The sequence below is a fragment of the Hymenobacter psoromatis genome (assembly GCA_001596155.1).
Lineage (GTDB): Bacteria > Bacteroidota > Bacteroidia > Cytophagales > Hymenobacteraceae > Hymenobacter.
Genome location: CP014771.1, coordinates 4,035,967 through 4,047,705 on the forward strand (window position 1 = coordinate 4,035,967; position 11,739 = coordinate 4,047,705).

Here is an 11,739-nt window from a genome sequence, read left to right on the forward strand (position 1 = left end):
TATGGCATTCAACTTCTTTCGGGGCCAGTTGGCCGAAGTTATTCAGTGGGCCGAACCGCAGGCGGGGCTGCTGCTGTGGAAATTTTCGTCGGCTCACGACGAAATCAAGAACGCCAGCAAGTTGCTCGTCGGCCCCGGCCAGGGCGTGCTGCTGGTGTATGAAGGCGAGCTGGCCGACGTGCTCGACGCCGAAGGGCTCTACAACCTGGAGACTGATAACCACCCCTTTCTCACCACGCTGAGCAAGCTGCGCACCCGCTTCGAGAGCGAGCACAAGCTGAAGATTTATTTCTATCGCCGGGCCGAAAACGTGAACCAGCCCTGGGGCACGGCCGCGCCCGTGAAGTACCTCGACCCGGTGTACCAGCTGCCGGTGGAGCTGGGCGCGCACGGCAACTTTTCGTTTCGCCTGGCCGATGCGCGCCGGTTTTTTACGGAAGTTGCCGGCCTGGGTGATACCTACGGGGTAGCGCAGGCCAAGCTGCTGCTGCAAGGCCGCATCGGGCAGGATTTGGCGACGCAGCTAGCGGCGGCTGGCTTCTCCTACCAGCAGCTCGACGCCCAGCTAACCGTCCTCTCCGAGCGCCTGCGCGAACTGCTAACTCCTGAGTTTGCCGTGCTGGGCATTGAGCTAACGGACTTTCGCCTCACCGGCACCGTGTTCGACGCGGCCACGCAGCGGCGCATCGGGCGGGTAGCCGACGTATCGGCCGACACCCAGGCCGCCACCGCCGCCGGCCTCAGCTACGCCGACCTGGAAAAACTGAAGGTCCTGCGCGAAGCCGCCCGCAACACCGGCGGCCTGGCCGGCGCGGGCTTGCAGCTAGGGGCCGGGGCCGAGCTGGGCCGCCTGCTGGCTACCCCGGTCGGCCCGGCCCCTACTCCCCCCGACCCCGCCGAGCAGCTGCAAAAGCTCAAGCAGCTGCTCGACGCGGGCGTGATTACTGCTGCGGAATTTGAGGCCAAGAAAAAAGCCTGGCTGGATAAGTGGTAATTGGGCAAGACTTACCCAGGTAGTTTGGCAGTCCTTCCCGGCGAATCTCAGTAAAAAATGCCGTTGGCTGCTGAGCGCGTGAGTCTTCCTAAACAGCTTTAAATCAAACGCCCTATGTCCGACCAACGGCCCGCAAGCCCGGCTTCCGCCCCGGTCCTGAGCAGCCCGGTTACGAACGAGCCGCTCGGCCGCCTGGTGGTATGCTCACTGCTGGTTGGTTTCACGCTGCTGGCCTTGCCCCTGGGGATAGCGCTGTGGAGCTATTGGAAACTGGCAAGTGGGCTGCTGCTGGTGCTGGCCGTGGGTGCCCTACCCCTGGCCTGGCGCACGGCCACGCGCGATACTGCCTGGCGGCTGCTCACGCTGAGTCCGCAGGCCCTGCGCCTGGCACCCCTGAGCGGCGCACCGGCCACGGCCGCCGAAACCATTCCGCTGACCAGCCTCGTGGCGTATCAGCTCTGGCTGGACCGGGACCGGGTTTTTACGCGCTACTACCTGCGCCTGGAACTGGCCGGCGGCCGGGTGCTGCGCCTAGCCGACCCGCCGGGTGCGCTGCCCAACGACCCGCCGGGCAGCGTGCCCCTGAACGAGCTGGCAGCCCAGCTGGCCCGCTGGGTAGGGCCGGATACGATAGTCCGGCTACCTTTTTGGCAAACCCCGCTGGCGCGCTGGCTGCGGCTCCTCAGCTGGCTGGCAGTGGGCACCGTGCCGTTCCTGTTCTGGGGCGGCTACGTGCCGACGGGCGTCATCGTGCTGGCTTTTGCGGTGGGGTATCTGTTCAGCTACTACCTGGTGCGGCGGCTTGCTGGCCGGGATGCCCGCCCGTAGCCTAGTCGGCAGCAGGGGAAGCGGGTCAAGAGGCGGCCCACCCAAGCACGCTACCTTTGCCCGACCAGGCCCCGCCCGCGGTTGGCGGGGTAGGGGCGAGGCAATCGCTGTCCCTCGCTCGGTTTCTTACCCCTCATTTTCCTTGGTTTATGTCCGACGCCTCCGACGCCCGCCCCATTCGCGCCGCCTTGCTTTCCGTGTATCACAAAGACCGGCTGGCCCCGCTTGTAGCTACCCTGCGCCGCCTCGGCGTGACGCTCTACTCCACGGGCGGCACCCAGAAATTTCTCGAAGAGCAAGGCGCAGAGGTAATTGCCGTGGAGGACCTCACCGGCTTCCCCGAAGTATTTGGGGGCCGCGTGAAAACGCTTCATCCCAAGGTATTCGGTGGCATTCTGCACCGCCGCCACGAGGCCGGCGACCTCGCCCAGGCCGCCGAGCACGGCATTCCACCCATTGATTTGGTGGTGGTCGATTTGTATCCGTTTGAGGAAACCGTGGCCAGCGGCGCGCCCGAAGCGGAAGTGATTGAGAAAATTGACATCGGCGGCATCGCGCTGCTGCGCGCCGCCGCCAAAAACTACCGCGACGTGCTGGTAGTCAGCTCGCGCGACCAGTACGAAGCCGTGACGCAGTTGCTGGAAGAAACCAACGGCAGCCCCAGCTACGAGGAGCGCCGCCGCTACGCTGCCGCCGCTTTCTTCACGACCAGCCACTACGATACGGAGATTCAGAAATACGTGCGCCAAGGCACCGAATCGGGTTCCTGGACGACGACTTCGGTTACGGTCAATGTGGAAAGCAGTACTGGTAAGTCTGCCCGCACCCCTTTGCGCTACGGCGAAAATCCGCACCAAACCGGCTCGTTTATTGGCGACCTGGGCGCGCTGTTCGACCAATTGCACGGCAAGCAATTGAGCTACAATAATCTGGTCGATGTGGATGCCGCCGTGCAGCTCATGCGCGAGTTTGCGGGCGGGCCGCCGGCCGTGGCCATCCTCAAGCACACCAATGCCTGCGGCGTGGCCCAGGCCGCCGACCTGCACGCGGCCTACGTCAATGCGCTGGCCTGCGACCCGGTTTCGGCTTTTGGGGGCGTCATTGTCGCGAACCAGGAAGTGGACTTGGCCACGGCGCAGGAGCTAAATAAGTTGTTCTTTGAAGTCCTCATCGCGCCCAGCTTCGCGGCTGATGCGCTCCCCATTTTGCAGAGCAAAAAGAACCGTATTCTTTTGAAGCAGAAGCCAGTGCATTTTCCGGCTAAGCTCTTCAAAACCTTGCTCAACGGTGTGATTGAGCAAGATGCCGACTTGCAAAGCGAGACGGCGCGGGACTTCCGCACCGTCACCAAATCGGCCCCTACCCCCCTCGAAGTGGCGGCCCTGGAGTTTGCCGGCAAAATCTGCAAGCACACCAAAAGCAACACCATCGTGCTGGCCCGGCCCGGCCAGCTGCTGGCCTCGGGCGTGGGCCAGACCTCGCGGGTCGATGCCCTGCGCCAGGCCATCGAGAAGGCCGCGAGCTTCGGCTTCGATTTGCACGGCGCGGTGATGGCATCGGATGCGTTTTTCCCGTTTCCCGACTGCGTGGAAATCGCGGCGGCGGCGGGCGTGCGCGCCGTGGTGCAGCCCGGCGGCTCCATTAAGGACCAGGACAGCATCGACGCCTGCGACCGCCTGGGCCTGGCGATGGTGCTGACGGGCGTGCGGCATTTCAAGCACTAGCGCTGTATAAGCAAAATATGAGTTAAATGAACGTCATGCTGAGCCTGTCGAAGCATCTCTACCGCGTAAGTAATCCTAACGTCAGGAGTTACTTACGCGGTAGAGATGCTTCGACAGGCTCAGCATGACGTTCGTCTTTTATTCCGGACGCGCGTAACGCCCTTCTGCAACCCTACCCCCCGTTCTATGTACGAAATCGAGCTACTCGTTATTCTCCTGGCCGTGACCACGGCGCTGGCCGAGGTGGCCAACCGGCTGCGCATTCCGTACCCCGTGCTGCTGGTGCTGGCGGGCCTGGCGCTGAGCCTGTTGCCGGGCCTGCCGCCGGTGACGCTGGCCCCGGAGCTGGTGTTTTTCGTGTTTCTGCCGCCGCTGCTCTACTCGTCGGCCTGGCAGCTGTCGTGGTCGGCTTTCCGCAGTGAGATTCGGCCGATTGGGCTGCTGGCGATAGGCTGCGTGCTGTTTTCGCTGGTGCTGGTGGCGGCCGTGGCGCACTACGTGCTGCCCGGCTTTGGCTGGGGGCCGGCGTTTGTGCTGGCCGCCATTATTGCGCCCACCGATGCCGTGTCGGCTTCGGTGGCCACCAAGGGCCTGCCCATTTCGCGGCGCATCATTGCCATTCTGGAGGGCGAAAGCCTGGTGAACGACGCTACGGGCCTCATTGCTTACCGCTATGCGGTGGCGGCGATAGTTACGGGGCAGTTTGCGCTGGGCGTGGCCGCTGGGCAGCTGGTGCTGGTGGCGGGCATTGGCGTGGGGGTAGGGCTGGCGGTGGGGGCCGCGTTTTACCTGGTGCACCGACTCTCGCGCACCAGCGTCACCGTCGATACCAGCCTGGGCCTGCTCACGCCCTACGCCGCCTACCTGCTGGCCGAAACCGCGCACGGCTCGGGCGTGCTGGCCGTGGTGACGGCCGCCTTATTTATGAGCCAGTATTCGGCGCGCATCTTCACCCACGAAGGCCGCCTGCAGTCGGCCGCCGTGTGGGATACGCTGTCCTTTTTGCTCAATGGCCTGGTATTCATTTTAATAGGTTTGCAGCTGCCGACCATTGTGGCGGGCGTGGCCCCCGAGCTGCGCTGGGCGCTGCTGGGCTACGGCGCGCTCATCAGCCTGGCGGTAATCGGCGCGCGGATGCTGTGGGTGTACCCCTCGGCCACGCTGTTGCGCCGGCTGGCGGCTATTGGCCACTCCAAGCAGCAGCAGCTATCGGCGGGCGAGGTCACGCTCATTGGCTGGGGCGGCATGCGCGGGGTGCTGTCGCTGGCCGCCGCGCTGGCCCTACCCCTGGCGATGCCCACGGGCGCGGGCTTTCCGCAGCGCAATCCCATTTTGCTGCTCACGTTCGTCGTCATTCTGATTTCGATACTGGTGCAGGGCCTCACGCTGCGGCCGCTCATCGGCTGGCTGGGAGTTGAGGTCGATGACGGGGCCGACCACGAGGTGCTGGAGCTGCGCCTGCGCCTGGCCAGCCAAACCATCGACTACCTGGCCAGCCCCGCTGCCGCCGGCCAGGCCCCGCCCGAAATCCTGACCCGCATGCAGCACCGCTACCAGCAGCGCCTGGAGCGCCTGCGCCGCCGCGAAAACTCGCCCGGCGAGGCCCTGCCCGAGATAGCCCTTACCCCCTTCCAAAAGCTGCAAGAGGTAGTCATTCACTACGAGCGCGGCTTGCTCGCCGAGCTGCGCCGCGAACAAAACACCAGCGAGGAAGCCCTGCGCAAGCTCGAAAACGAGCTCGATTTGGAGGAAGGCCGCCTGGCCCTGGACAAGGCGCAATGATGGTAGTGACTAATGAAGAACTTTGTTAGTCTAGGACTTACGCAAATCGTCTGTCCTTGCGAGCATGTTGCGCATTAAGCAAGGTCGCGGCAATCGCCCCAGAACGACCGGCGCGGGTGTCGTTCTGGGGCGATTGCTTCGCTTTGCTCGCAATGACAGACGATTTGCGTAAGTCCTATAGTCACTCGTCATTAGTCATTACCTGCTGCGGCTCCTTTTCTCCACTGCGTTCTATCGTACCTTTGTTTCTTGCTAACGCTACTTATTCCGCGCGGGGCTATCTAAATGGGGTTCTTCAATTTTTTGACCAGCGACATTGCCATTGACCTGGGCACTGCCAATACGTTAATCATTCATAATGACAAGATTGTGGTGGACGAGCCGAGCATTATCGCCAAGGACCGCACCACCAACAAAGTCATCGCGGTGGGCACCAAGGCCCAGCAGATGCACGAAAAAACGCACGATAATATCAAGACCATCCGGCCGCTAAAGGACGGCGTAATCGCCGATTTCCACGCGGCGGAGGAGATGATAAAGGGCCTCATCCGGCTCATCGACACGCGCAAGCGGCTGTTTCAGCCCTCGCACCGCATGGTTATCTGCATTCCGAGCGGCATTACGGAGGTCGAGAAGCGCGCCGTGCGCGACTCGGCCGAGCACGCTGGGGCCAAGGAAGTCTGGATGATTCAGGAGCCAATGGCGGCGGCCATCGGCATTGGAATCGACGTGGAGCAACCCATCGGCTCGATGATAATCGACATCGGGGGCGGCACCACCGAGATTGCCGTCATTGCCCTGTCGGGCATCGTGTGCGACCAATCGATTAAGACGGCCGGCGACGTTTTCAACCAGGATATTCTGGATTATATGCGCCGGCAGCACAATTTGCTGATTGGCGAGCGCTCGGCCGAGCGCATTAAAATTGAGGTGGGCGCGGCCCTGACCGAGCTCGATGTGACGCCGCCCGACTACGAGGTGCGCGGCCGCGATTTGATGACGGGTATTCCGAAAGTGATAAAAGTCACGTCGTCGGAAATCGCTATCGCGCTCGATAAATCGGTGGCCAAAATTGAGGAAGCCGTGCTCAAGGCGCTGGAAATCAGTCCGCCCGAGCTGTCGGCCGACATCTACGAAAACGGCATTCACCTCACCGGCGGCGGTGCGCTGTTGCGCGGCCTCGACAAGCGTCTGGCCGCCAAAACCAAGCTGCCCATCCACATTGCCGAAGACCCGCTGCGCGCCGTGGTACGCGGCACCGGCAAGGCCATCAAGGACATTCAAGCCTACCGGGGCGTACTACTGACGTAGAGTTAAGAGTTGAGAGTTAAGCGTTAAGAGTTGACCTTGTGCATTCACCGTCGCCCCTAATTCTTAACTCTCAACTCTTAACTCTTACCTATTTATGCGTAATCTCATCGCGTTTCTGCTGCGCTACCAAGGGGTGATGCTCTTCGTGCTGCTGGAGGTGGTGAGCCTGTTCTTGTTTGTTACGAATAGCTCGTATCAGCGGGCGGCGTTTTTCAACTCGGCCAATGCCTACGCGGGCGTGGTGCTGGCGCGGCGCACCCAGGTGGCCGATTATTTCAAGCTTGATGAGCTGAACCGGCAACTGCTGGCCGACAACGCCCGGCTGCGCCAGCAGCTCTACCCCCCCGATTTTACCCGGCGCGAGGCCGACTCGCTGCCCGTGGGCCGCGATACGCTGGGGCACGTCATTTACCGCCACCTGCGGCCCGACCCGGCCACGCTGGCGGCAAACCCAAAACCAGGAACCAGAAACCAGCAACCAGCAACTCCCGACACCCTGTTGCTGGCGGGCGCGCGGCTGGCCACCCGCGATGCCGCCTACCCCCTGGTGCCGGCCCGAGTGCTCAACAACTCGCTGCGGGCCGTGGATAACTACCTGACCCTGAACGTGGGCGCGGCCGACGGGGTGCAGCCCGGCCTGGGCGTGATGAGCGCCGACGGCGTGGTGGGCCAGGTGAAAGCGGTGAGCGCGCACTACGCCACGGTGTTTTCGCTGCTGCACTCGAAGATGGCGGTGGCCGCCAAAATAAAGCGCGACGGTACCTTTGGCAGCGTGAAATGGCCCGGCGACGACTACAGCCACGCGCTGCTCGACTACATTCCGCGCCAGAACCGCCTGGCGGTGGGCGACTCGGTGGTGACGTCGGGCTACAACGCCGTGTTCCCGGAGGGCGTGCTGGTGGGCACCGTGGAGTCGTTCGTGAAGGAGCCGGATAAGAATTTCTGGACGGTGAAGCTGCGGCTGGCCGTCGATTTTAGCCGCCTCACTTACGTGTACGTAGTGCACAACCGCCCCCGCACCGGGCGCGACTCGCTCGAAACCGCGCTCACGGCCCCCGAGCCTACCCCGGCCAAACCGAGAGCCACCCGCCCCACCCGATGAGTACCTTGGGGGAAATCCTGCGCCAGCTGCTGCGCTTCGGGCTGTATGCGGGCGTGCAGGTGCTCCTGGTGGGGCAATTGTCGCTGTTTGGGCTGGGCTGGTGCTTTTTATATTTGGGCTTCGTGCTGTTTTTGCCGCTACGCACGCCCATCGCGGTGCAGCTGCTGCTGGGCTTCGCGATGGGGCTGGCGATGGATATCAGCTACGACACGGGCGGGCTGCACGCGGCGGCGGCCGTGCTGCTGGCCTACCTGCGCCCCTGGGTGCTGCGCCTGCTCACGCCCCGCGACGGCTACGACGCCCAGGACACCGTGAACGTGCATCAGATGGGCTGGCAGTGGTTTCTGGTGTACCTGCTGCTGCTTGTGAGCCTGCACCACGCGCTGTATTTCTTCCTGGAATTGGGCTCGTTTCAGCACCCGTTGCGCACGCTGAGTAGGATAGGGGTGAGTATTTTGTTCACGAGCGTGGCGCTGCTGATTGTGCAGTTGCTGTTTTTTCCGGTGCGCCGCAACCGCAGCTAGCGCCGGCCCCGTGCGGAAGCTTGGCCCGCGCGTGCGGGGCCAGGCTAGCAGCAGTTCGATTCTAGGGTGCGGGAGGTGGGACTGGCATAGCCGGCTGCATTCAGCGCGGCTTCGGCCAAAATTGGTAGTGCTGGCTGCGCGGCGACGCAGCACTGACTGACTTCGGAGCGGGCCGCGTCGTACTCGGCTTGGTAGCGCGGGTCGTTGAACTCGGCATCGGCGTGGAAATAGTACACTTCCCATTCTACGCCGTCGGGGTCATTCACCCAAAACTTGTCTTGCTTAGCATAGCAGCAGCTGGTGCCGATTTCTTCGCGGCTGATAAGGCCGGCGGCTTCGGCGGTGGCCCGGCGCTCGGCCAGCTCGGCCACGGTTTCAACCTGAAAGCCCAGGTGGCCAAAATGGGACTGCACCCGGTCGGGATTTTCAACGAACGAGATAATAAGCGAGGGGTGCGCCAACGTGTATTTGGCGTAGCCAGGGCGCACTTTGCTCGGCTCCTGACCAAAGAAAGTCGTGTAGAAGCTGACCGTGGCGGCCAAGTCGGCCACGTAGAGCGAAACGTGCATTCGGGGAAAGGTGGGGGTTGTCATGCTGGTGGTGAAAAAAGTGATGTCGCCCGAAATACAAGTCTGTTTGCCAGCCAGCTAGTTGGCTAATGGCCATTCGTGCCGGGTGGGCGAAGGCTTTGGCAATCCGTGCCAGCGGCTGCTACTCAGCAATAAAGGCGGCGGGTTGGGCTTGGAGCAAGGGGGTAGGAAATTTTATGTGGTAAATGTACGGCGTGGTATATTGTGCAAATACAGCGCACCAGGCCGTGCGGCGAAACCCTACCCCCTGGCCTTTCGCTGAAGAAGACGCGAATTGAAAAAATCCGGGAGCCAGCGGCTTTTTTAGAGGGGGTATAAGGGGTGAGAATTCGTGCTGCCCACCAGGAAGCGCAGTGTGCATTTCGCCGGCTTCCGGCATCTTTGGGCTGTTAACCCCAGCCGTTCGGCCCGTTTTTCATGCGTTACTTCCTCCTCGTCTGCTGCTTGCTGATGACCACTTTCCTCGCCGATTCGGCCGCACCGGGGCCGCCTGCTCCCTTCGCGGCGCGGTGGAAGAAAATTGACGCGTTGCTGGCCAAGGAGCAAACCGCCACCGCCGCGCCGCTGGTGGAGCAGCTTTATCAGCAGGCCCGGCGCGAGAACAACGCCCCGAACTACGTGCGGGCGCTGCTCTACAAAATCCGTTTGCTGGAGAATAAGGAGAATGACGCCGACGAAAAGGCCATTGCCCTGCTCGAAAAAGACCTGAAAGCGGCTGGCTTTCCGGCCCGGCCCATTCTGCACTCGCTGCTGGGCGGGCTATATGCTGATTATTACAGCCAGCATCGCTACCAGCTCTACGACCGCACCAACGGGGCCGCGCCCAGCCCCGGCCCTACCCCCTTGGCCGGGGCCGACGCGGGCACCGGCCTCGCCACCTGGGATGCCGGCCGGCTGGCCGCCGCCATCGTGCGCCACTACGAATTGTCGGTAGCAGATGAGCCCCAGCGCCAGCTCACGACCACCCTGGCCCAGCTCGGCGACCTGGCCACCGGCGGCGATGCCGAAGGCCGCGCCCGGCGGCCCACGCTCTACGACCTGCTGGCCCAGCGCGCCATCGCGGCCCTGCAAAACCAGGAATTATACCTCACCAAGCCCGAGCAGCAGTGGCAGCCCACCGACCCCAAACTGCTGGGCAGCGCCCCGGAATTTGCCGCCCTCAAGCTTATCGCCCCGGCCGATGACTCGCTCAACGGCCCGCTGCTGGAGCTGCGGCTGTTGCAGCGCCTCACGGCCGCCCGCCTGGCCGCCGGCAACCTTACGGCCCTGGCCGACGTGGACTTGCAGCGCCTCGACTACCTGCGCGGCCTCGTGCAGAATACCGACCTCGCCGCGCTGGTGGAGCCGGCCCTGACCCGAATGGCCGCCACTTACCAGGCCCTACCCCTCAGCACCGAGTTCATCGCCCGGCGGGCGCAGGCCCGGCGCGAGGCCGGCGACAACGTGGCGGCCGTGGCCCTCACCCGCGCGGCCGAAGCCCGGTTTCCGAAGTCGCGCGGCGCGGCGCGGGCGCGGCTGCTGCGGGCCGAAATCGAGCGGCCCGAGCTGGCCTTTACCGCCGCCGACGTGGTGGTGCCCGGCCAGCCCTGGCGCCTCGACCTGACGACCCGCAACGTAACCGGATTGCACGCCTGGGCCTACCGCATCACGCTGCGCGAGTGGGAAAAAACTACAGTTAGCGAATATGATGAGCACTATGAAGAGCCAGCCCAACGGTATGCTCGTGTTTTCAAAAAGGCACCAAGTGCAAGTTGGACGATTGCCGTACCGAGCCAGCTGGTTAATTACAAAGAGCAAAAGTTTAGTGTGGCTGGCGCTGCATTGCCACTTGGTCACTACATAGTCATAATCAGTAATCAGTCTCAAAAACCAACTGCGCCGCGGGCTGGTCTGGTAACATCCTTTGCAGTGATAGGAGCAAGTGAGCTAAGTACTGTGAATCAACGTGCCCTTAATACAGGGACGTTACGACTGCTTGTTTTACACCGCCAAAGTGGTGAGCCTTTATTGGGTGTAAAAGCTCAAGCTAGGCTCAGTGTGCATGATAGCAGAGGGAAGAGAAATACGAAGCGACTAGGTAAAGTAGTGCTTACTGATGAGCAAGGACAAGTATTATTGCCACTATTAGCTGGGTCTGAGAAAGAGGACTTTGATGCGATTAATCTGTGGCGAGGTGCTGATACATTATTTGTTGAAGGTGTAGGTAATTATAATTACCCAACAAATAATCAGCCTGAGCAACCCCGGCGGCGCACGTTTCTGTTCACTGACCGCGCCATTTACCGACCGGGGCAGACGGTGTATTTCAAGGGGATTCTGACCCAGAGTCTGGGCGAAAAGGCCAGCTTGCTCACCGGCCAGTCGGTGAGCGTGCGCCTGCGCGATGTGAACGGCCAGACCGTGCAGACGCTGCCCTTCACGACCTCCGATTTTGGCTCGTTTAACGGTTCGCTGGTGCTGCCCACTGGCCTGCTCAACGGCGAAATGCAGCTGCAAACCGACAACGGCAGCCTCAGCTTCGCGGTGGAGGATTATAAGCGGCCCACCTTTTTGGTGACGCTCGACTCGGTGCCCGGCCGGCCGCAATTGGGCCAGCCGCTGACCCTCACCGGCCGCGCCCGCGCCTACGCCGGCCAGGCCACCGATGGCGCGGGCGTGCGCTACCACATCACGCGCCGCGAGCTGTGGCCGCTGTTCGACTACGAGGGGGGGGTAGGGGCCGCTTCCGGCCCGGCCCGCGCGGCGGCAACCAGGAAATCGCCCACGGCACCACCACCACCGATGCCGAAGGGCGCTTTGCCGTCACCTTCACGCCGCCGCTGGCTCCGGCCGGGGCGGGGGGGGGTGGCTGGCAGCCCGGCTTCCTATTCGAAATAACCGCCGA

General features: G+C 62.8%; 9 protein-coding genes. 8 read left to right on the plus strand and 1 reads right to left on the minus strand.

The window, feature by feature from the left end; all coding sequences use genetic code 11:
- Position 1 precedes the first annotated feature (1 nt).
- The 7 genes from A0257_17275 to A0257_17305 all read left to right on the plus strand — a co-directional run bounded on the left by A0257_17275 (position 2) and on the right by A0257_17305 (position 8,265).
- Positions 2–994 (plus strand): hypothetical protein, encoded by a 993-nt coding sequence (locus A0257_17275; protein AMR28678.1) that lies wholly within the window; start codon positions 2–4, stop codon positions 992–994.
- Positions 995–1,108: 114 nt separating this feature from the next.
- The gene (locus A0257_17280) at positions 1,109–1,822 is read left to right on the plus strand and encodes a hypothetical protein (protein ID AMR28679.1); all 714 of its coding nucleotides are present in this window, start codon (positions 1,109–1,111) and stop codon (positions 1,820–1,822) included.
- A gap of 149 nt (positions 1,823–1,971) precedes the next feature.
- Positions 1,972–3,546, plus strand: coding sequence for a bifunctional phosphoribosylaminoimidazolecarboxamide formyltransferase/inosine monophosphate cyclohydrolase (locus A0257_17285; GenBank protein AMR28680.1), 1,575 nt, complete (start codon positions 1,972–1,974; stop codon positions 3,544–3,546).
- Positions 3,547–3,732: 186 nt separating this feature from the next.
- Positions 3,733–5,328 (plus strand): hypothetical protein, encoded by a 1,596-nt coding sequence (locus A0257_17290; protein ID AMR28681.1) that lies wholly within the window; start codon positions 3,733–3,735, stop codon positions 5,326–5,328.
- Between the two features lie 285 nt (positions 5,329–5,613).
- A complete protein-coding gene (locus A0257_17295) occupies positions 5,614–6,639 on the plus strand; it encodes a rod shape-determining protein (GenBank protein ID AMR28682.1) in 1,026 nt (341 codons plus the stop codon).
- A gap of 94 nt (positions 6,640–6,733) precedes the next feature.
- A complete protein-coding gene (locus A0257_17300; protein AMR28683.1) occupies positions 6,734–7,741 on the plus strand; it encodes a hypothetical protein in 1,008 nt (335 codons plus the stop codon).
- Positions 7,738–8,265: a hypothetical protein gene (locus A0257_17305; protein ID AMR28684.1), complete on the plus strand. Its 528-nt coding sequence runs from the start codon at positions 7,738–7,740 to the stop codon at positions 8,263–8,265. Before A0257_17300 ends, A0257_17305 begins: the two co-directional genes overlap by 4 nt.
- Positions 8,266–8,309: 44 nt before the next feature.
- On the opposite strand, the gene A0257_17310 is transcribed toward A0257_17305, so the two are convergent.
- Positions 8,310–8,834 (minus strand): hypothetical protein, encoded by a 525-nt coding sequence (locus A0257_17310; protein AMR28685.1) that lies wholly within the window; start codon positions 8,832–8,834, stop codon positions 8,310–8,312.
- Positions 8,835–9,305: 471 nt separating this feature from the next.
- On the opposite strand from A0257_17310, the gene A0257_17315 reads away from it, so the two are divergent.
- Entirely contained in the window at positions 9,306–11,732 is a 2,427-nt protein-coding gene (locus A0257_17315) for a hypothetical protein (GenBank protein ID AMR28686.1), read from the plus strand.
- The last annotated feature ends 7 nt before the right edge of the window (positions 11,733–11,739 follow it).

Bases quoted from the DNA above. Each gene is read 5' to 3' on its own strand.
- A0257_17295 (AMR28682.1), top strand. From the start codon at position 5,614: ATGGGGTTCTTCAATTTTTTGACCAGCGACATTGCCATTGACCTGGGC.
- A0257_17290 (AMR28681.1), top strand. From the start codon at position 3,733: ATGTACGAAATCGAGCTACTCGTTATTCTCCTGGCCGTGACCACGGCG.
- A0257_17300 (AMR28683.1), top strand. From the start codon at position 6,734: ATGCGTAATCTCATCGCGTTTCTGCTGCGCTACCAAGGGGTGATGCTC.
- A0257_17305 (AMR28684.1), top strand. From the start codon at position 7,738: ATGAGTACCTTGGGGGAAATCCTGCGCCAGCTGCTGCGCTTCGGGCTG.
- A0257_17285 (AMR28680.1), top strand. From the start codon at position 1,972: ATGTCCGACGCCTCCGACGCCCGCCCCATTCGCGCCGCCTTGCTTTCC.
- A0257_17280 (AMR28679.1), top strand. From the start codon at position 1,109: ATGTCCGACCAACGGCCCGCAAGCCCGGCTTCCGCCCCGGTCCTGAGC.
- A0257_17275 (AMR28678.1), top strand. From the start codon at position 2: ATGGCATTCAACTTCTTTCGGGGCCAGTTGGCCGAAGTTATTCAGTGG.
- A0257_17310 (AMR28685.1), bottom strand. From the start codon at position 8,834: ATGCACGTTTCGCTCTACGTGGCCGACTTGGCCGCCACGGTCAGCTTC.
- A0257_17315 (AMR28686.1), top strand. From the start codon at position 9,306: ATGACCACTTTCCTCGCCGATTCGGCCGCACCGGGGCCGCCTGCTCCC.